The organism is Microbacterium sp. KR10-403 (assembly GCF_040196215.1).
Lineage (GTDB): Bacteria > Actinomycetota > Actinomycetes > Actinomycetales > Microbacteriaceae > Microbacterium.
Genome location: NZ_JBEGDC010000004.1, coordinates 93981 through 114022 on the forward strand (window position 1 = coordinate 93981; position 20042 = coordinate 114022).

The 20042-nt window shown below is 69.6% G+C and carries 22 protein-coding genes; 6 read left to right on the forward strand and 16 right to left on the reverse strand.

Going from position 1 to position 20042, the window contains the following annotated elements:
* Positions 1-106: 106 nt before the first annotated feature.
* From ABMQ42_RS09735 to ABMQ42_RS09765, 7 genes are all read right to left on the reverse strand, one after another.
* Positions 107-388 carry a WXG100 family type VII secretion target gene (locus ABMQ42_RS09735; RefSeq protein WP_349722788.1) on the reverse strand — a complete coding sequence of 94 codons (282 nt, stop codon included), beginning with the start codon at positions 386-388 and terminating at the stop codon, positions 107-109.
* A 40-nt stretch (positions 389-428) separates the two neighbouring features.
* Positions 429-743, reverse strand: a complete 315-nt coding sequence (locus ABMQ42_RS09740; RefSeq protein ID WP_349722789.1) for a WXG100 family type VII secretion target — start codon at positions 741-743, stop codon at positions 429-431.
* A gap of 379 nt (positions 744-1122) precedes the next feature.
* The gene (locus tag ABMQ42_RS09745) at positions 1123-2475 is read right to left on the reverse strand and encodes a hypothetical protein (protein ID WP_349722790.1); all 1353 of its coding nucleotides are present in this window, start codon (positions 2473-2475) and stop codon (positions 1123-1125) included.
* A gap of 53 nt (positions 2476-2528) precedes the next feature.
* Positions 2529-3818, reverse strand: a complete 1290-nt coding sequence (locus tag ABMQ42_RS09750; protein WP_349722791.1) for a S8 family serine peptidase — start codon at positions 3816-3818, stop codon at positions 2529-2531.
* Entirely contained in the window at positions 3818-4294 is a 477-nt protein-coding gene (locus tag ABMQ42_RS09755) for a hypothetical protein (protein WP_349722792.1), read from the reverse strand. Before ABMQ42_RS09755 ends, ABMQ42_RS09750 begins: the two co-directional genes overlap by 1 nt.
* A gap of 71 nt (positions 4295-4365) precedes the next feature.
* Positions 4366-4647, reverse strand: coding sequence for a WXG100 family type VII secretion target (locus ABMQ42_RS09760; RefSeq protein WP_349722788.1), 282 nt, complete (start codon positions 4645-4647; stop codon positions 4366-4368).
* A gap of 40 nt (positions 4648-4687) precedes the next feature.
* Positions 4688-5002 (reverse strand): WXG100 family type VII secretion target, encoded by a 315-nt coding sequence (locus tag ABMQ42_RS09765; RefSeq protein WP_349722789.1) that lies wholly within the window; start codon positions 5000-5002, stop codon positions 4688-4690.
* 132 nt (positions 5003-5134) lie between these two features.
* Between ABMQ42_RS09765 and eccD the strand changes: the two genes are divergently transcribed.
* The 3 genes from eccD to ABMQ42_RS09780 are packed head-to-tail and all read left to right on the forward strand — an operon-like array spanning position 5135 to position 9109.
* Positions 5135-6475 (forward strand): type VII secretion integral membrane protein EccD, encoded by a 1341-nt coding sequence (gene eccD, locus ABMQ42_RS09770; RefSeq protein WP_349722793.1) that lies wholly within the window; start codon positions 5135-5137, stop codon positions 6473-6475.
* Between the two features lie 4 nt (positions 6476-6479).
* Positions 6480-7793, forward strand: coding sequence for a type VII secretion protein EccB (gene eccB, locus ABMQ42_RS09775; RefSeq protein WP_349722794.1), 1314 nt, complete (start codon positions 6480-6482; stop codon positions 7791-7793).
* Entirely contained in the window at positions 7790-9109 is a 1320-nt protein-coding gene (locus ABMQ42_RS09780) for a S8 family serine peptidase (RefSeq protein WP_349722795.1), read from the forward strand. The genes eccB and ABMQ42_RS09780 overlap by 4 nt, the downstream gene beginning before the upstream one ends.
* A 1-nt stretch (position 9110) precedes the next feature.
* On the opposite strand, the gene ABMQ42_RS09785 is transcribed toward ABMQ42_RS09780, so the two are convergent.
* Positions 9111-9671 carry an acyl-CoA thioesterase gene (locus ABMQ42_RS09785; protein ID WP_349722796.1) on the reverse strand — a complete coding sequence of 187 codons (561 nt, stop codon included), beginning with the start codon at positions 9669-9671 and terminating at the stop codon, positions 9111-9113.
* 108 nt (positions 9672-9779) lie between these two features.
* On the opposite strand from ABMQ42_RS09785, the gene ABMQ42_RS09790 reads away from it, so the two are divergent.
* The 3 genes from ABMQ42_RS09790 (at position 9780) to cofE (ending at position 11640) form a co-directional block, all read left to right on the forward strand.
* Positions 9780-10268 carry a hypothetical protein gene (locus tag ABMQ42_RS09790; protein ID WP_349722797.1) on the forward strand — a complete coding sequence of 163 codons (489 nt, stop codon included), beginning with the start codon at positions 9780-9782 and terminating at the stop codon, positions 10266-10268.
* Positions 10269-10351: 83 nt separating this feature from the next.
* On the forward strand, positions 10352-10858 hold the full coding sequence (locus ABMQ42_RS09795; protein ID WP_349722798.1) for a GNAT family N-acetyltransferase: 507 nt from the start codon (positions 10352-10354) through the stop codon (positions 10856-10858).
* Between the two features lie 2 nt (positions 10859-10860).
* Entirely contained in the window at positions 10861-11640 is a 780-nt protein-coding gene (gene cofE, locus ABMQ42_RS09800) for a coenzyme F420-0:L-glutamate ligase (protein WP_502884666.1), read from the forward strand.
* A gap of 30 nt (positions 11641-11670) precedes the next feature.
* Here cofE and ABMQ42_RS09805 read toward each other — a convergent pair whose 3' ends face one another.
* From ABMQ42_RS09805 to ABMQ42_RS09840, 8 genes are all read right to left on the reverse strand, one after another.
* Positions 11671-12468: a DUF4097 family beta strand repeat-containing protein gene (locus ABMQ42_RS09805; RefSeq protein ID WP_349722799.1), complete on the reverse strand. Its 798-nt coding sequence runs from the start codon at positions 12466-12468 to the stop codon at positions 11671-11673.
* Entirely contained in the window at positions 12465-13142 is a 678-nt protein-coding gene (locus tag ABMQ42_RS09810; protein ID WP_349722800.1) for a response regulator, read from the reverse strand. Before ABMQ42_RS09810 ends, ABMQ42_RS09805 begins: the two co-directional genes overlap by 4 nt.
* Positions 13130-14398 carry a sensor histidine kinase gene (locus ABMQ42_RS09815; RefSeq protein WP_349722801.1) on the reverse strand — a complete coding sequence of 423 codons (1269 nt, stop codon included), beginning with the start codon at positions 14396-14398 and terminating at the stop codon, positions 13130-13132. The genes ABMQ42_RS09810 and ABMQ42_RS09815 overlap by 13 nt, the downstream gene beginning before the upstream one ends.
* Before the next feature lie 119 nt (positions 14399-14517).
* The gene (locus ABMQ42_RS09820; protein ID WP_349722802.1) at positions 14518-16251 is read right to left on the reverse strand and encodes a cytochrome b/b6 domain-containing protein; all 1734 of its coding nucleotides are present in this window, start codon (positions 16249-16251) and stop codon (positions 14518-14520) included.
* Positions 16252-16253: 2 nt separating this feature from the next.
* Positions 16254-17219, reverse strand: coding sequence for an electron transfer flavoprotein subunit alpha/FixB family protein (locus ABMQ42_RS09825; protein WP_349722803.1), 966 nt, complete (start codon positions 17217-17219; stop codon positions 16254-16256).
* Between the two features lie 10 nt (positions 17220-17229).
* Entirely contained in the window at positions 17230-18006 is a 777-nt protein-coding gene (locus ABMQ42_RS09830; protein ID WP_349722804.1) for an electron transfer flavoprotein subunit beta/FixA family protein, read from the reverse strand.
* Positions 18007-18227: 221 nt separating this feature from the next.
* Complete coding sequence (locus ABMQ42_RS09835) at positions 18228-19613, reverse strand: tripartite tricarboxylate transporter permease (protein ID WP_349722805.1); 1386 nt, start codon at positions 19611-19613, stop codon at positions 18228-18230.
* A complete protein-coding gene (locus ABMQ42_RS09840) occupies positions 19610-20041 on the reverse strand; it encodes a hypothetical protein (protein ID WP_349722806.1) in 432 nt (143 codons plus the stop codon). The genes ABMQ42_RS09835 and ABMQ42_RS09840 overlap by 4 nt, the downstream gene beginning before the upstream one ends.
* Between the last annotated feature and the right edge of the window lies 1 nt (position 20042).

A 20042-nucleotide genomic window follows, 5' to 3' on the forward strand; every position in this document is an offset into this window, starting at 1 on the left:
CCTCGAGCCGCGGGGCGATCGGGCCGCCGAGCCCACGCCTCTTCTCCTTCACGTGCAGGTGTCGTGGCCCGAACGAGTCGGGCCACGACAACCAGTCACCGCATACTCAGTTCGAGAAACGACCCGCCGACGAGTTGTCCTGCGACACATACCCCTGCGAGATCTGCTCGGTCTTCACCGAGATCTGCTCCAGCAGCGTGTTCAACGCCTGCAACGACTTCGTCCACTCACGCTGCGCCTGGTCATACGCCTGCTGCGCCGAACCATCCCACGACGCCCGCAACTTCCCGACCTCAGACTCCAACGTCTCCAGCCGCGACGCGATACCCCGCGCACCCGTACGAATCTGACCCGACAGCGCCGTGACCTGCTCCGGCTTGACCGACATCGACTGCATCATCAATACCCTTCCCTCAAAACCGAAACGCTCACTGGCCCATCATCGAGCCGAGGCCCGCAATGGTCTGCTGATGCGAATCCTCCGTCGCCGACTGGTCACGCTCGGTCCCCCGCAGCGCATCCTCCAACGTGACCAGCACATTGTTCAGCTTCCGAGTCTCCTCATCCCACCGAGCCATCAACTGCCCGAACGAACCCGCCGCAGCACCCGTCCAGAAACCCGACACCTGCTCGATCTCGCCACGCACGAACTTGACCTGCTGGTCAATCCCGGCCTTGGCCTCATTCACCGCCTGCGCACCACGCGCCAGCGCACCTTCCTCGGCCGAAATCAGACCAGCCATCACAACCTCCCACGATCAAAGACAACCCGACACACCGCCAGGCCAACACCAACCATGAAAACACACAGCAACGCCCCACGAAGATAAAAAAGTTATCCTCGAGAATTCCCGGGAGCGGCGTACCTGTGAGCACCAAGACCGCGGCGTCGCTCGGCAGGATGTGCCGCAGCGCGACCGGACCGTACCCGGTCGTGTCGCTGCGCGTCAACGCATTGTCGTCGGGCGTCGTGTCAGTCCGATGGCCCATCATCGGCCGATGCCAGGACCGCGGGCACCACGACCAATGCGACCGCGACGCCACTGGCGAGCGAAAGACCGCTGAGGCGGCCTAGCGACATCCTCCGGCGACCGGCAGGTCGTTGCTGACGATAAGAATGGGTCACCCGCGTCCGCCGGCACCGGCTGACGCCGACCGCGGACCGCGCTGCTCCTCGTCTTCAAGGTGCGGTGCGATCGGCCCGCCGAGGCCACGGCCCTGCTCCTTGTCCCGCTCGCGTCCAGCCGCTCCCGGTCGCCCGCCCGCTCCGACCGCACCCGAGCGCCCACCGGCGCCCGCGCCCGCAGACGACGAGGCTGCCCCCGCACCGCTGCCGGCACGCGTTCCGCCGAGCAACCCACCGGTGCGCCCGGCCGTCCCTGCTGCACCGCCGCGGCCGAGACCGCCGACGCCGCCCGGCCCCACTGCAGTGCCCGACCCGGATGCACCGCCGACGCCTGCGGCGCCCCGCACACCGAGCGAGCCGCCCGCCGAAGCACCGGAGCCCGAAACGCCACCGGTCGCCGCGGCGCCCCCGGTCGCGCCGAACCCACCGGCAAGACGTGCACCGCCGAAGAGGGCGGCGCCGCCGGCACCGGCCACCGCGCCACCCGTGCCGATGTTGCCCAGAAGGCCGGATCCGGCTGAGCCGCCGATTCCGAGACCCGTCGCTGCACCCGACGACCCGCCGGTCCAGGTGGTACCGCCACCGCCCTGCCCGTTCGGAGTCAGGCCGCCGCCCGATCCATCACCCGGAGCGGATGAACCGCCGCCGGGGTGACTCGATCCTCCGACGGAAGGGGTCGAACCGGTCCCCGTATCGAGCGGGTAGCTTCCCGGACCCCAATCGATCGAGGAGCCATCGGCCCGGCTGACGGTTGAGGACCCGCCACCACCAGAGGATCCGCTCGCATCCGGGTAGTACGAGAAGCTTCTCGGCTGCGACGAACCAGACGACGAGGGGTAGCTCCCGGAGCTGCCGTCACTGCCGTCGCCCCCGCCCGGCCGTTTTCCGTCGTGGTCCGTGACCTCGGGCGGGAACTCGATCTTGTCGAGGTCGTCACTGGCCTTCTCCACCGCGGTCTTCGCGGCACTCTCACGTTTCGCCGCGACAGCGGCCTTGACGTTGGACAAGGTGTTCGCGTTCTTGACGAGACACATTCCGACTTCGTCGACGTTGACGCCGTCACCGTCCGCGGTGCTGTTGATGCGATCGATCGTGCTCTGGCTCAGCTCCCCTTCCGGGAGATCCTGCCATGCAGTCTGTGCGGCGAACTGCACCTCGGCCGCCTCGTCGACCTTGGCTTTGACAGCCTTCGTGGTGTCGGCGATCGCCTGCGCCCGAGTAGCCGCCGCCCGCAGGTTCTCCGCCGCCGCATCGCCGGTCCGACCACTCGCACCGGGTTCATTGGCTGCCTTGAGGAGAACCTTCTTCAGGTCTTCCATCTTCTCGATGACGGTCGCGGCGTCCGGCATGCCGAACGTCAGCCCGTACGCGATGTTGTTGAGTCGGTCTTCCCAGATGCCGGTCACACCGCACCTCCCACGCTCTTGTTCTTCTTGCGATTCGTCACGACCACGATGATCACGACCACAGCGATCACGATCAGCAGCAGGATGACGCCACCACCCACCAGGAGCGGGACCACCAGCCCGCCGCCGCTGGACGCGAGCGCCCCCGGCGTCGCGGAGGGGCTCCAGTGCGTCGGTGACGCCGACGGGACGGGGGATGCCGCAGCCTGGGCATTCGCCACTTGGGCGGCCGTCGGCCGGCCGGACGACTTGTCCATCAACGGATTCTCATCCGGATACGTCGTCGGATCGACGTTCAAGACGTGTCGCAATGACACGCGGCCATATCCGAGCGCCCCCTCACGTGAGAGCTCGTGCTCCTCGGTTCCCGTGTTGTGGATCAGTGATTGGATCAACTGATTCCCGGTGGCCTTCGGGTATTTCTGCGCCGCCACCGCGACGATGCCCGCCGTCAGCGGCGTCGCCAGACTTGCCCCGCTGATGATCCATGAGCCGCTGCGCCAGTCCACGGACGGAAAGTCCACGCCCGGCGCGACGACCGTCGTCTCTTTCCAGCCGATCCGCTTGCCCGGGATCTGCTGGTCTTCCTGTATTCGTCCGCTCGTATCGAATGCGTTCACGGCGACGACGCCGTTGAACGACCACGGCCAGGTCTGATCCGCCTCGTTCGCAGAGTTGGGAGTGGCCACGACGATCACCACACCGGCAGCGAGCGCCGCCGCCACGGCTTCATCGTCGGCAGATGTCATCGACGAGGACCCCTGAGAGATCGAGATGACCCGCGCACCGCCGGCCACCGCGCGGTGAATGCCCTCGCCCAACGCCGAGCGTCCGTCGAAATCACCGGCGGGGTCGCAGAGACCGAGCGTGTCGGCAGGGCCGGTTCCGTAGAACGTGACATCAGCGTCCGGCGCGATTCCGCGCACGTTTCCCTTGCCTTTGCCGTTGCCGATCAAGAGCGCGGTCACATCGGAGCCATGGCTGGCCTCATCCGACACGTCCGAGCCCGACACTCGCACTTCTCCGCTCTTGCACAGCGCGCGGTCGTCGACGGTCAGATGAGCCCCCTGGAACACATCCAGGTCCGGGTTGATCTGCTTGTCGATCACAGCGACCTTCACGCCCGCTCCTGTCCAGCCGTCGGCCTGCACTTCGGCCACTTTGAAGCCGTCGTACCACCAGTTCGTGCCTTCGTCCGCCTGAGCCGCGACCGTGGGCACGACCGTCAGCGCCATCGCCATCGCACATGCCGCGACGACACCGCCGGCACGCGAGAATGGGGTCATCACATGTCTCCGACATCCGACGTCGAGGAGGTGTTCGTCGAGGTCGTGGAAGAAGCGGATGTGGAAGACGCGGCCGCGGGCGACGTGGGCGCCTCGTTCTCGGACTCCAGGGTCTCCTGTGCGGCGGTGACATCGGCCGCCGTCGTGGAGGTCGCCGTCTCGTCGAACATCGTGTCCTGTGTCTTGACCCAGTCCGCGTTGTGCTCGTCGTTGTCCTGCATCGATGTCGCGGCCTGCTGCATGATCTCGACGTGATCCTTGACGGTGACGCGCACGACGTTCGTGTGGTCACCGAGCTGGTCGGCGATCTTCGTGACACGGCTCATGAATGCCGCCGTCGCGTGCTCTTCGGTGGTGCCGACGACATTGCTCGCGTCCTCACGCGTCGGCAGACCGTCATGCGTGTCTTTGAGCACCGAGTTGATGTTCAGGAGAAGATCCCCGTCGATGCTGATCATGCCGGGCAAGATAGCCATAACCCACTCTCCTTCACGTGCAGGTGTCGTGGCCCGAACGAGTCGGGCCACGACAACCAGTCACCGCATACTCAGTTCGAGAAACGACCCGCCGACGAGTTGTCCTGCGACACATACCCCTGCGAGATCTGCTCGGTCTTCACCGAGATCTGCTCCAGCAGCGTGTTCAACGCCTGCAACGACTTCGTCCACTCACGCTGCGCCTGGTCATACGCCTGCTGCGCCGAACCATCCCACGACGCCCGCAACTTCCCGACCTCAGACTCCAACGTCTCCAGCCGCGACGCGATACCCCGCGCACCCGTACGAATCTGACCCGACAGCGCCGTAACCTGCTCCGGCTTGACCGACATCGACTGCATCATCAATACCCTTCCCTCAATACCGAAACGCTCACTGGCCCATCATCGAGCCGAGGCCCGCAATGGTCTGCTGATGCGAATCCTCCGTCGCCGACTGGTCACGCTCGGTCCCCCGCAGCGCATCCTCCAACGTGACCAGCACATTGTTCAGCTTCCGAGTCTCCTCATCCCACCGAGCCATCAACTGCCCGAACGAACCCGCCGCAGCACCCGTCCAGAAACCCGACACCTGCTCGATCTCGCCACGCACGAACTTGACCTGCTGGTCAATCCCGGCCTTGGCCTCATTCACCGCCTGCGCACCACGCGCCAGCGCACCTTCCTCGGCCGAAATCAGACCAGCCATCACAACCTCCCACGATCAAAGACAACCCGACACACCGCCAGGCCAACACCAACCATGAAAACACACAGCAACGCCCCACGAAGATAAAAAAGTTATCCTCGAGCGTCTGAGACGCATCGTTAGACTGTCCGGGTGAGTCAGACGGTGAGTGCACCACGCGCCCTCGTGCGCGTTTCGGTGCTCGGCGAGGGGCGGCGTCTCGACGTCGGCATTCCCGCTCAGCTCCCCCTCATCGAACTGATGCCGGGCTTCGCCCGCAACCTCGGGCTGCTCGACGCGACGATGACGCACGCGGGATATGAGCTGCGCCGGGCCGACGGGCGCGCACTGGATGCCAGCAGCACGGCGGCCGCACAGGGCGTTCTCGACGGAGATGTGCTCACCCTCGCCCGCGGCGGACTAGTCGCTCAGCCACGCGTGTACGACGACGTCGTCGAAGCCGTGATCGATGCGACCGAAGAACAGCACCGGCCCTGGACGCCGCAGGACGGCGTGCGCACCGCCCTCGCCGCGAGCCTCACGCTGCTCGGCGTGTGTGCGGTGGTCCTGCTCGCCGCCGGTCCGGCCGTGCCGATCGGCGCCCTCATCGCGGGCGTCGGAGCCGTGCTCCTCGTCGCCGTGGCGGTCGTGGTCGCACGCCTCGGTCAGCTGGGCGCCGGCCACGCCCTCGGCATCGCGGCCGGTGTCTTCGCTGCCGTCGCCGGGTACCTCGCCGTCATCGGCGACGGTCAGCCCTGGGGTCTGCCGCTCGCCGTCGCAGGCGCGGGCGCCCTCGTCGCCGGCGGTGCCACGGCAGCACTCATGCCCGAGAAGCGCGAGGTGGCCCTCGGCGTCGTCGTCGCCGGCGCCGTCATCGGCATCGCCGGCGGCCTTGTCGCGCTCATGCCGAGCGCTGCCGTCGCGGTGTACGCGCTCATGGCGGCCATCGTCGCGACGGCGTCGAACGCTCTCCCCTGGCTCGTTCTCAGCTCCACCCGCATCCGCGTCATCTCCCCGCACAGCGACGCCGAGGTCTTCGCCGACCCGACGCCCATCGACGGAGAGGATGTCGCGCGCCGCACCGCGATCGCCGCCCGCGCCCTTCTTGTGACGCGCCTCGCGCTGGGCGTGTGCATCCTCGTCGCGACGCCGCTGGTGGCGGCATCCACCCCCGCCGGCAGCGCCCTGTGCGCCCTGGCCTTCGTCGGGACGATGTTCCCCGCACGCCAGGTCTACGCGCGCAGCCACGTCATGGCGATCATGACCCTGTCGACGGTCGGACTGGGCCTCACCGGCGTCGTCACCGCCGTCGCGCAGCCGGCGCTGCAGTCGCTGCTGCTGATCATCGTCGTCGCCGCCACGGTCGTCGTCGTCACGGTCACCCTGATCGCACCGGCGACCCGCATGCGGATGAGCCGCGTGGCCGACGTCGCCGAGCTGGTCATCCTCGCCTCCCTGCTGCCGGTCGGCGTCATCGCGGCGGGACTGGCCTGACTCCATGGCGACCAAGGGCGACCTGATCCAGGCGCAGAGCTTCTCACAGCGCCGTCTGCTGACCGCCTTCGTCAGCGGTGCGCCCGGAGGCAAAGAACTCGAGCCCGCCAAGCCGATGCGCGCCGTCATCGCGGCGATCGCACTGTCGGTCGCGGTCGTGGGCGTGGGCGTGTTCTGGGGCCTTGTCCACCCCGGACTGCCGAGCGGGTGGGAGAACGGTCGCCTCGTACTCGCGAAAGACACCGGGGCGCGCTACGTGACGATCGACGGCACACTGCACCCCGTGGTCAACACGGCCAGCGCTCGCCTGCTGATCCCGTCGAGCTCGTTCACGGTCATCACCACCAACCAGAGCGACCTCGCCGACGTCTCGCTCGGCTCGACGCTCGGCATCGTCGGTGCGCCCGACGCCCTGCCCCCGGCATCCGCCCTCGTGAACGACGGCTGGACCAGCTGCCTCGCCGATCAGGGGCTGTCGACCCGCATCGCCGCGACGCCGGCCGCCGCGGCCACTCCCGACGCCGTCGTGGTCACCACCGGCTCCGACCTGTTCGTCGTCGCCGGTCACGTGCGTCACCCGGTCACCGCCGCCGACAGCGATGCGGTGCTGCGCGCCGCGGGGATCACATCGTCCGGCGCACAGAAGGTGCCGGCTTCATGGCTGAACCTCTTCGACGCCGGCACGGAGCTGGCACCGATCACCGTCGCGAACCCTCAACCGGTCGGCGACTCGAAACTCTCCACCGGCGAAGTCGTGCACATCGAGGGCACCGCCGACGACGAGCGGTTCCTCATCACCGATGACGGCGAGCTCGCCGCGCTCAGCCCGCTGGCATGGCAGCTCTATCAGCTCGGCAACGGCCCGAGCGTGCATGCCCCCACCGAGGTCGCCGCGGCGCAGGTGCGCGGCCTGCAGACCGCGAAGGCGCCCGGCGGCGGCGCAGACTGGCCGGAGAACGGCTTCACCGCGCTCGGTGACGACCGACGCCCGTGCGCGCTGCTGACGCACGAGGCCACGACCGCGCAGACCGTGCTCGCGTCGCAGCCGACATCCCGCGAGGCGACGGCCGGCGTTCAGGTGGGCGCGGGCGCCGGCGCGCTCGTCTCTGCGCAGGCCGGCGAAGACAGCAGCCAAATGCTCACCCTGGTGGACGCGACGGGAACGGCCTTCAGCCTGCCCGGTGCCACGGCTGAGACCGTCGCCCGGCTCGGCTACGACGCCGACGACGTCGGCACCGTCGAGGCCGCATGGACCGACCTGCTGCCCACCGGACCGGCGCTGACCACCGACGCCGCGGGGAAGACCGTCGGCGGATGAGGCACCGCGCACGGGTGACGGCCGGGACGACGACCGCCGCGTTGGCGTTGTTGTCCCTCGCGCTGCTGCCGGGCGCTCTGCCGGCGTCCGCGGCATCCACCGACGCCGCTCCTGCCGCCGTCGCCCAGGCGACCTCCGACGAGTGCACCGCGCAGACGCGCCTCACCGACACGCCACCGGCATTCGCCGTGCTGCAGGTCGAGCGCGCGTGGACCGTCACCCGGGGTGCCGGCGTCACGGTCGCCGTGGTGGATTCGGGAGTGGATGTCTCGAGCCCGCGCCTGTCCGGGGTCGTCCTGAAGGGCACCAGCCTCGTCGACGACGACGGTGACCGGTACGGACGAACGGACGACTTCGGGCACGGCACGATCATCGCCGGCCAGATCGCGACGCAGGCCGACGACGGCTCGGGCCTCGTCGGGCTCGCGCCCGACGTGGAGATCCTGCCGGTGCGCGTGTATGCGGGCGAAGACGACGAGGCTGTCAAGGCCGGCAACGGTCCCGACATCGGGCGCCTCGCGGCGGGCATCCGGTATGCGGCCGACGAGGGTGCACAGATCATCAACGTGTCCTTGAGCACGCCGACCGACGACGACAGGCTGCGCAGCGCGGTCGCATACGCCACCGAGAAGGGAAGCCTCATCGTCGCCAGCGCCGACAACCGCAGCGACGGCGAGGCCGACGGCGACCGCTTCCCCGCCGGCTACCCGGGAGTGGTCGGCGTCGCGGCGCTCAGCGCCGACGGCGTGGTCACCGACGCCAGCATCCACGGGCCGCAGGTCTCGCTGGCGGCCCCGGGCGAGAACATCCTGTCGCTCAGTACCCTCGGCGGAGACTGCATCTTCCCCCAGCAGGGCCAGCCGCCGGCCACGAGCTATGCCGCCGCGTATGTGTCGGCGGCGGCGGCACTGGTGGCCTCGGCATTCCCGAACGAGACCCCCGCGCAGTGGGCGTACCGCCTCGAGGTCACGGCGCGACGCGCCGATCCCGACGCGCGCGACGACGTGTCGGGCTGGGGCGTCATCCAGCCCTACAGCGCCCTCACGCTCGTGCCGGGTGCGGGACTGCGGGGACCGGCCAGTCCCTTCGTGGATGCCGCGGACGAGCCCACGGCGGCGAGTGCAGCGCCCGTCACCGTGCGCGACCTCCCGCCGGCGAACGCCCCCGCGTGGGCGATCGTCTCGGTGGTCGGCGTGCTCGGGCTGGCGGCACTCGGCGCTGTCGGCGCGCTGACGGTGCAGCGCCGCCATCGCGACAGAGACGGCGCACCTCTGAACGGCTCCGGGCTGTACGGCGACGAGACCGAGACGGAGTGAGTCACCCCCACACGCTGGGGGCGCTCTCCCGCGTGGAGGGCAGACGGGATGCCGCGGCCCAGTCGCGCACCCACGGCTCGACCTCCGGCATCCCGTCCATCGACCCGATCACCGCGAACAGCTCGTCGTGCGGGAGTGTCCCGCCCGACTTGCGCATCATCCGCGAGCGCACGATGGCCCGCGTGTAGACCTCGCCGTCGACGACGACCCGGTGCTCCATGTACACGCCGCGGTCGTCGTGCCCGAGCATCCGCGATTCGATGTCGAACCGCTGCCAGAGCTGCAGCGACTTGCGGAACGTGATCGTCTCGGCCGAGACCACCGCGTACCAGTCGTGGGCGCGCATGATGTCCCAGAAACCGGTGCGCACGAGGAGGTCCCAGCGTCCCAGGTCGAAGAGGGACGCGTAGCGGCCGTTGTTCATGTGCATGAGGATGTCGATGTCGGTCGGCAGCGTGGTCAGCCGGATGCGGCTCACGCCGTCCATCGCGAGGCTGTCGCCCCGGCGCAGGCGTCGTCGCGCGCGCAGGTGGATGAGGATCGTCCGCCAGATGACATTCACGAACCGGCATCGTACCCGGTCTCCGACGATGTGCTGATTCGGTTGGCGGTCATCGACAATGGGACCGGACGTGTCCGCGGCTATGCTCACTCCGGAAGGGCACAGCACATGCGCGCACGGGGACCACGGCTCTCACTGCAGGGCGCGCGCATCGTCACCGCTCCCGCGGACGCGGTGGACGAGCTGGTGGATGCCGCGGACCATGCGTTCGACCAGCAGCACTTCCGTGTGCGCCGCCGACCGGATGTCGCCGGCGTCCGTGCCCTCTACCGCCGCGGTTCCACCGCGGAGGACCTCACCCTCTTCGCCTCGGGCATCGAGACGCTCGTCCACCGCATCGGCCCGTTCTCGGCGCTGGGCGTCATCGTGCTGTGGATCGATGACGCTCCCGACGACGCCGGGCGGGTGCGGGCTGTGCTGTCGATGATCCGCGGATACGACCTGCGCCGCGAGTTCACGACGGCCGCGGCATCCCTCATCGCGGACCTCGCCGACCGCGGCATGGCGATCCAGGACCTCGGCTGGCAGCATGCCGTCCTGCTGGCCGACGACTGCCCGGCCAACCCGAGGACCGCGCGCCGCATCGGGTTGCGCTGAGCGTTCTGCGTCGGGACGGTTCGGTACAACGCGCAGGACGCCCTCGATTTCCCCCATCGCGCGCGGCCGCGTAGAGTCTGGCCATGGACGCCCAACTGCAGACAGACATCGTCGTCCGTCCGGTTCGCGACGTGGACGCGGAAGCCCTCGGACGAGTGCACGCCACCTGCTGGCACGAAACGTACGACCACCTCATCAGCAAGGCCGCGCTCGAGAGCGTGTCGCCGAAGCGCCTCGCCGAACTATGGACCCATTGGGCCGTTCAGGGCCCTGAGTTCAAGATGAGCGCGGCGCTCGTCGACGGTGAGATCGTCGGCTTCGTCGGCTCGGGACCGGCACGCGACAAGGACGCCCCCCGCAACCGCGAGCTGTACTTCATCTACCTCCTTGCGGAGTATCACGGCAGCGGCCTGGGCCGCCGCCTGTTCGACGCCGCGGTCGACGAGGGCGAGCCCCTCTATCTGTGGGTCGCCGAAGACAACCCTCGCGCACATCGCTTCTACGTGCGCAACGGGTTCGCCCTCGACGGCGCGCGCCACACCGAGCCCTTCCTCGGTGAGCAGCTCACCGAGGTGCGATTCGTCCGCTGATCGTGCTGCAGATCCAGGCTCTCGAGAGCATCCCCGAGATCACCGTCGGTGCAGATCTCGTGGCGATCATCGCCGATGCGGCCGGTGACACCCTGCGCGACGGCGACATCGTCGTGGTCACCTCGAAGATCGTCTCCAAGGCCGAGGGGCGCACGGTCGAGGCCGATGACCGCGAAGACGCCATCACCGCCGAGACCGTGCGGGTCGTGGCATCCCGCACCTCCGAATCGGGGCATGTGACCCGCATCGTCGAGAACCGTCTGGGCATCGTGTCGGCTGCCGCCGGCGTCGATGCGTCGAACACCCCGACCGGCACCGTGCTGCTGCTGCCGGTGGACCCGGATGCCTCCGCCCGCTCCCTCGCCACCGGGCTGCGCGAGCTGCTCGGCGTGCGCGTGGGCGTCATCGTCTCCGACACGCTCGGACGTGCGTGGCGCGAGGGGCAGACCGACGCCGCGATCGGCGCGGCCGGGGTCGCGGTGTTCGAAGACCTGCGCGGACAGACCGATACCGAAGGCCGCCCGCTCGTCGTGACCATGCCGTGCGTGGCCGACGAGATCGCATCGGCCGCCGAACTTGTCAAGGGCAAGGCGGCGCGCAGGCCGGTGGCCGTCGTCCGGGGGCGCGCCGACCTCGTCGGCGACCTCGACCTGCCCGGGGCCCGCTCGATCGTGCGCTCCGCAGAGCGCGACATGTTCCGCCTCGGCGCCGATGAGGCCTACGACCAGGGCTACGCGGCCGGCATCGAGGAGATGTGGGAAGGGCGCGACACCGCCGAGTGAGTCGCGCCCTCCGCTGAGTGACTCGGCCGCTCAGCGGCCGTTCGACAGCGTCACGCTGCCGGCCGACACGCTCACCTGAACGGTGCTGGCCGCGCCGGGCACCGAGCCGATGCGGTTGTCGAAGGTTCCGGCATCCGTCTCCTGCGTCACCGCGTACTGCCCCTCGGGCACGACGACGTTCAAGCTTCCGGCGTTGGCCGACAGCGTCATGCGCTGCGGCTGTGCACCGGTGAACCGGGCGTCCATCTGCCCCGCATTCAGCTCGAGGTCGGCGCTGCCGACGTCGGCCAGCTGCAGGTCGGCGCTGCCCGCGTCGATCTCGGCCGAGAGGGTGTCGGCCGAGCCCTGCACCTGCAGGCGACCGGCTCCCGCCGACACGGTCAGATCGCCGAAGCGGCCGTCGGCGGTGAGCGCTCCCGCCGCGAGGTCGAGATCGGCGTCGACGCCCGCCAGCGACTGCGGCAGCCGCAGCACGGCCTTGCCGTTGTGCGAGCCGAACAGTCCGATCCATGACCAGAAGTGCCCGTCGGGCGAGGCGACGCGCAGCGCCGTCCCCTCCTTGCGCAGCGTCCACCGGTCGGCGCTGATGCCGCCGGTGACGCTGAGCTCGGCCTGGTCGACCGCGGCGAACTCGACCTGGATGGATCCCGCGCCCATGTCCAGGTCGATGGCGTCGACCCCGTCCACCGCGATCGTCCGGCTGCTCGTCTGCTGCGCGGCGGAGGCGAGGGTGGATGCCGCGGCGGTGCCGACCGAGCCGACGGCCAGTGCGCCGCCGAGCACGATCGCGACGATCGCGACCGCCCGTGCTCCCTGTGTCGTGTTCATCGGTCCTCTCCTGCCTGCGGCGCGTCGCCGCTGTGTGCGATGTGGGCGAGTGCCGCCAGCACCCGCCGGTTGCCTGATTCGTCCTGCTCGAGGTCGAGCTTCTGGAACACCGAGGTGATGTGCTTCTCCACGCTGCCCTCGGTGATGTACAGCGTCTGGGCGATGGCCTGGTTCGATTTGCCCTCGGCGATCAGCGCGAGCACGGTCGCCTCACGGGCCGTGAGCCGCTGCATCCGCTCATCCTGCGTCCGGCGGCTGAGCAGCTGCGCGACGACCTCGGGGTCGAACACGGTCGCGCCGCCGGCGATCTGCTTCAGCGTCTGGAGGAAGTCTGCGACATCGGCCACGCGGTCTTTGAGCAGATATCCGAGTGCCCCGCCGCGCCCGGCGATGAGGTCGGCCGCATAGCGTTCCTCGACGTACTGCGAGAGCACGAGGATCGGCAGCTCGGGGTTCGCGGCCCGCAGTCGCAGCGCCGCCCGGATGCCCTCGTCGGTGCGCGTCGGAGGCAGCCGCACGTCGAGGATGCACAGATCGGGCGCGGTCTCGGTCACGGTGTCGTCGAGCTCGGCGGCATCGGGGAGGGCTGCGACCACCTCATGGCCGGCATCCTCCAGCAGCCGCATGAGACCCTCGCGCAGAAGGACCGAGTCTTCGCAGATCAGAACGCGCACGGCACGCTCACCTCCACCGTCGTGGGGCCGCCGGCCGGGCTCGTGACCGTCAGCGTGCCGCCGACGCCGAGGACGCGGTTCGACAGGCCGTCGAGTCCCCCGCCGGGGACGACGGTCGCCCCGCCGACGCCGTTGTCTTCGATGCGCGCCCAGAGGATGCCGCCCTCGCGCTGGCGAACGATCACGCGGCACTCGGCGGCGCGTGAGTGCTTGGCCGCGTTCGTGAGCGACTCGGCGATCACGTAGTAGACGGCGGTCTCGGTCTGCGGACTGCACCGCTGCGTGAGTTGGGAATCGAGCTGGACGGGGATCGGCGAGCGCCCGGCGAGGGCCGACAGCGCGGCATCCAGCCCCCGGTCATCGAGGATGGAGGTGTGGATGCCGCGGGCCAGCTGCCGCAGCTCGGTGATCGCCGCCTTGGTCGAGGTGTGTGCCTCGGCGATGAGCTGTCGGGCCGCCTCGGGGTCCTCGTCGATCTTCTGCTGCGCCATGCCCAGCGTCATGCCGACCGAGACCAGCCGCGGCTGGACACCGTCGTGCAGGTCGCGCTCGATGCGCGTGCGCTCGACGTCGGCGGCGCGCACCGCGCCCCCGCGCTGTGCCTGGGCGGTGCGGGCCTCGGCGGCCAGCTGCGCTTCGCGCGACGGCACGAGGATCGCCCGCGCGAGCACGCCGTGCAGCGCCGCGAGGCCGAGAAGACCGGCGATCGCCACGAGTGCTGCGAAGATGCCGACGCCGACGGCCCACGAAGCGGGAACCTGGAGGTTCACCCCCAAGAGGCGAAGGCTGTCGGGGTCGCCGGGCACCAGCGGCGAGAACGCCATCGCGACGCCCGAGCCGAGCATGCTCAGCAGCCCGATCACCGCCCAGCCCATCACCACCGCGATCGCCGCGCTCGCGACACCCCGCCACATCCGGCCGTCGATGAACTGCAGCCACACCGTCCGCAGCCACCCGGTGAAGCCGGGACGGCCGCTTGTGCGCGGCGGCAGCGGCGCGATGCCGAAGCCGTACAGACCGTCCACCCGGGCGGTCTCGAGCCAGCCGAGCGCATACAGTCCGTAGACGAAGCCGAGCAGCAGCACGAGCCCGATGCCCGCCGCGAAGACCAGCGGAACCCCGGCGGCGAACAGGGTGGACAGGACGATGAAGGCGCCGGTCCAGGCCACCGCCACAGCGGCCAGCTGCGCGATCGCCCCCAGCACGCGGGCCGGGGTGAACACCCGCGGCGCCCGATCGGTCGTTGTCGAAGTCATGTCCCCCACGCTAGGGCGTGGCATGTCCCCCGCACATCACGGAGACCCGCAGATCCGGGGTGGGGATATCCCCCGGTCTGACCCGGCCGCCGCGCGCGCAGCGACCGGGTCAGCCGGGCTCAGCGCTCGCTGACGTTGCCGAAGAGCTTCGCGATCGGGGCGAGCACGAGCGGGCGCGCCGCGACCCAACCCGCGACGACGATGATCATCGCGCCCACGAAGAACCAGAAGCCGATCCAGCCGTCACCCGCGTTCGAGGCGAACATCGCGTTCAGGTTGTGCAGGAAGCCGGTGGTCACCACCAGCGTCACGTGCGCGACGATGAAGAGCACGAAGAACAGCATCGTAGGGAAGTGCACGGCACGCGCCCACTCGACCGGGTAGATCTTGTTCAGCGTCTTCGCGTTGCTCGGCCACACGCCGCTCATGCGCACGCCGGTGATCGCCGCGAGCGGGGCCGCGAGGAACACGACCGCGAAGTACGCGATCTGCTGCAGGCTGTTGTAGTTGACCCAGCCGTCTTCGATCGGCCAGTCCATCGACAGGTACTGCAGGCCCGCCGACAGCGCGTTCGGGAAGACCGACCAGTCGGTAGGGACGAGCCGCATCCACTGCCCGGTCGCGAACAGCAGCACGACGAAGATCACGCCGTTCACCAGCCACAGGATGTCGAGCGACTGGTGGAACCACAGGTTGATGCTGATCTTGCGCTTGGGATTGCCGCGGGTGCTCCAGAAGGCCGGCGGGCGCTTCTGGTGCCGCACCATGAGACCCGACCGGATGATCAGCACCATGAAGAAGATGTTGAGGAAGTGCTGCCAGTTCAGCCACACCGGGAACCCGACCGGCGCCGACTCGGGCAGCTCGTACGCCCCCGGGTAGGTCTTCAGGAAGCTCTCCATGAAGTCCAGGCTCAAGAACCAGCGGGTGAGCATCGACAGCATCGCGAACGCGCCGACGATGACGATGACCATGACGATCGCCGCCCCGACCCACTGGCCCGTCGTGAACGGGCCGTGGCGCACCGGTTCGGGCTGCTCGATGGGCTTGCGCTTGGGGATCGTGCGGGCACGATCCGCTTCCCACCGCGCGGCGGCGGCACCGGCGTGCACGCTGCTCGTGAACGGCAGCGGGGCGAGCTCGGCAGGGACCGCAGAAGCCGCGGCGGCCGGAACGGCGGGGGTGGATGCCGCGGCCGCGGCGCCCGGGCGCGGCAGGCCGGAACGGCGGCCGGTCGTCGGTGCCGCGGTCGGCTGTGCGGGTGCTGCGGCCTCGGGCTCTGCGGCGACGGGCTCTGCGGCCACGGGCTCTGCGGCGACGGCGGGCGCGAAGCCGGCCGGAGGCCACGGCTCGCCGCCCTTGGTGCGCGGCAGGCCTCGGCGCAGGGCCGTGTCGGAGACCGAGGTCCCTGAGCGAGGCCCGGAGGGCTGAGACGAAGGGGCGGTCGAAGCAGGTGCAGCGGCGGCCGACGGCGCTTCGTCTCGCGGCTGCGCCGCTTGCTCAGCGACCTCGGGTTCGGCGACGACGGCGGGCGCGAAGTCCGCCGGCGGCCAGGGCTCTCCGCCTGCCACACGCGGCAGGCCGCGGCGCAGCGAGGTCCCTGAGCGGGGTCCGGAGGGCTGAGACGAAGAGGCGGCCGAAGCAGGTGCCGCAGCGACCGGTGCTTCGTCTCGCGTCGCCTGCTCAACGACCGGCGCGTCGGCGACGACCGCCGCGGGCGCGGCGGCCGCGGCATCCATCGTCGTCTCGACCGGATCGGCGACCTCGACCGGCGCCTCGCCGGCGGGCGGCCAGGGCTCGCCGTCGGGAGTGCGCGGCAGCCCGCGGCGAACCGTGCGCGCGTAGGTCGCCACGGCTACTGCTTCCGCGCCTTGAGCGTCTCGATCAGCTGCGGCACGACCGTGAACAGGTCGCCGACGACGCCGAAGTCCGCGATGTCGAACATCGGGGCGTCCGCGTCCTTGTTGATCGCGACGATCGTCTTGGCCGTCTGCATGCCGGCCTTGTGCTGGATCGCACCGGAGATGCCCAGCGCGATGTACAGCTGCGGCGATACCGAGACGCCGGTCTGGCCGACCTGGTACGACTGCGGAACGTATCCGGCGTCGACGGCCGCGCGCGAGGCGCCCACCGCGGCTCCGAGCACGTCGGCGAGCTCGTCGACGAGGGCGAACTTCTCGCCCGAGCCCAGTCCGCGGCCACCAGAGACGACCTTCGCGGCACCGCGCAGCTCAGGCCGGGTCGAGGTCTCGGTGCTCTCCTGCACCGCGGTCACGGTCGCGGCCTTGCGGCCCGACGGCGTGACCTCAAGCTCCTCGACGGAGGCCGGCCGGGCCTCGGCGCGCTCCTCGACCGCACCCTGGCGCACCAGGATCACCGGGGCGCCGAAGGTCGCCGCCGAATCGGCGTTGAACATGCCGCCGTACACCGCGTGGTGGGCGACGATGCCCTCGTCGTCACGGCCGACGCCGACCGCGTCGACGGCGAGCGCCGAGCGGGTGCGGGCGGCGTAACGGCCGGCGACGTCGCGTCCGTCGACCGAGTGCGAGATGAGGATCGCGTCGGGCTGCACGCGCTCGGCGGCAGCCGCCAGCGCGTCGACGACGGGGACCGTCAGGCCCTCGCCGGCGGGTGCGACCAGCACGCGCGTCGCGCCGAGGGCGGCCGCGGCATCCCCCAGCTTCTCGTCGCCCACGACGAGCGCGACAGGAGTGCCGATGGTGGATGCCGCACCCAGCAGCGCGGCGGAGGACTTCGCCAGCTCGCCCGACGGGGTCGTGTCGAGAAGGACGAGGATCGAATCTGCAGCGTAATCAGCCATGTCGCTCACCTCAGGCCAGTCGGTTCTGGATCAGGAACTCGGCGAGCTTCACACCCGCGTCGCCCTCGTCGACGATCTTGGTGCCCGCCGCACGCGCGGGCTTCTCGCTCACGGCGATCATGATCGAGCGGGATGCCGCCGGGTCTGCCGCATCCACCCCCAGATCGGCGAGCGTCTTGGTCTCATACGGCTTCTTCTTCGCCGCCATGATGCCCTTGAAGTTGGGGAACCGGGCGTCGGGGAGGCGCTCGGTGATCGAGATCACGGCCGGCAGCTGCGCGGTCACGCTCGCCGTTCCGCCGTCGATCGCGCGCTCGCCCGAGACCTGCGCATCGGCGATCTCGACGCTGTTCAGCCCCGTCGCCTGCGGCACGTCGAGCAGCTCGGCGATCATCGCCGGCAGCACGCCGCCCGAGCCGTCGGTGGACTGGTTGCCGGTGATCACCAGGTCGAAGCCGATCTCGCGGATCGCGGCGGCGAGCGCCTCGGCACTCAGACCCAGATCGGCGCCCAGCAGCGCCTCGTCGACGATCTGCACCGCCGTTCCCGCACCCATCGCGAGCCCCTTGCGGATCGTCGCCTGCGCCGTCTCGGGTGCCATCGACAGCACGACGACCTCGGTGCCCGCATTCTTGTCGGCATACGAGAGCGCGACCTCAAGCGCGCGCCCGCTGATCTCGTCGAGAACGGGCTCGCTCGCGGCACGATCCGCGAGCCCCGTCTCGAGATCCAGTTTGCGGTCCCCGTACGTATCCGGGACTTCCTTGACCAGGACGATGATCTTCATAGAGGCAACTCCTTCGGCGGGTCTGAGTCTAGCCAAGCACGGCGAATGTACCCAATCTCGGGGGTACGGCCGGGAAAATCCCCGCAACCGTTCGGTCAATGTATACATTCCACGAAGTGGAACGCGTCTTCACGGTGTTGTTTGTGGGGTTCGACGAGGATGCGCGCACAGCGATGCGGGGCGCGACGAGAACGTCGCACCCCGCATCGCTGTCATCGCCGTCAGGAGAACAGACCGCCGATCGCCGGGACGGTCAGGGCCGCGACGTAGTACCCCATGAACTGCACGCCCGTGTGCATGGCGAACAGGCGATTCATGAGACCACCGACCAGACCGACCGTCACCGCGACCAGGATCGCCACGATGCCGCCTTCGTAGAGGCAGATGACCGCGATCAGTCCGGCGAAGGCGCCGATGATCGCCTCGTGCGAGACATGCCGCATGATCCACGACGCCGCACGGTGCGCCTGCGTCATCGCGAACGGGTACGTGATCAGCAGCGCGATGATGACGGCAAGCAGACCGAACACAAGGAACTGCCAAGGTCCGAGCAGATCATGCAGGTTGTGCGTCGCCCCCGTCTCGGTGTCGATCGTGAACACCGGCGGTGCGTTGAACAGCGGGTTGGCCGGCCCCGCGGCCATCGGCGACAGCGGCAGGCCGATCGCGATGAGCGGGATGAGGGTCTCGGCGATGTAGGTCGACTCGGTCGTGCCGTTCTTCACCGCCATGAGGGTGGTCAGCTTCCGGTAGCCGTTCTTGATGCGCCCGCCGAACAGCTCGCCCATCATCACCGTCATCGCGACCGGCGAGAACACGAAGGTGGCGCTCGAGACGGCTGCCGCCCCCGCGGTGCCCCAGAACTGCGTGCGGTCGAGCACCTTGGCTGGGTTCGGCATCCGGCCGGACCAGGTCCGCACGTCGGCGGCGAGCTCGAAGACGCGCGGCCCAGGACGCGCCATGCTCCGCCTCCCGGCAGGAGTCGACGCGAGCACGAGGTCCGCGATCAGCGGGCCGGTCGCGATGCCGAGGAAGAAGCTGATCGACAGCCCCTTGCCCAGGATGTCGCTGGAGAACTGCTGCAGTCCCACGATGATGAGCACGAACGGCACGAGCGCGATGAGCGCACCCCATCGCCCCTTCGACAGGACCGCGATCAGAACGGCCGCGGCGAGGAACAGCCAGGGTGCGACAGCGCTGATCGCGTCGGAGAAGGGCGTGATGATCCACGCGAACAGCACGGCGAGGGGCACGGCGATGAGCGCCGCCATCGCACCGCCCGAGATCGCCTTGCGCAGCGCGATGTGGGGCACGCCCAGCTCGCGCAGCATCTGCGCATCGCGCAGCAGAGGAGCCGCCATCGTGTCGCCGGGGATGCCGAGGAGAGTCGTCGGAATCGCGTGCGTGACGTGCTTGGCGGCAATCGACGCCATGAAGAACGCGAACACACCGGCCGGAGGCACTCCGAGCAGGATCACGAGAAGCGTGAGCGGGGCGACCGTCGCCGTCTCATCGGTGCCCGAGACCAGGCCGATGAGGGCGAAGACGACGGCCCCGAGCAGAGCCATCCCGAGCGCCCACAGGGTGGGCTCGAGCAGCGCGGTCATGCACGCTCCCCCGTCTCGACGGCCGTGCGACGGTTCTTCTCGTGCTGCGCCTTGAGATCGTCGTACAGCCCGAGCTCCTTCACCTCGGCGAGCGCCGCACGCGGCAGCTCGTCGGGGTCGCCGAGCGGACCGATCTCCGCCTCGATGGCGTCCATCGCGGCTTCACGCGAGCCGGTGTGCTCCGTGCCGACCTCGACGATGCGCTTGGGCTTGAAAAGTCGCGCCGCGACGACAGCAGCGGCGATGCAGCCGGCCAGACCGACCAGCAGGGCATAGCTGTGTCCGACGGCGCCGTCTGCCAGCATCCCGAACAGCCAATCGGCGATCAGGTAGACGGGGACGGAGATGCCGACGCCCAGGATGATCGAGATCAGGAGATGCCGTTTGTCGACGGTGTCTCCCCAGACCTCGAGATAGCGGTCTTCCACA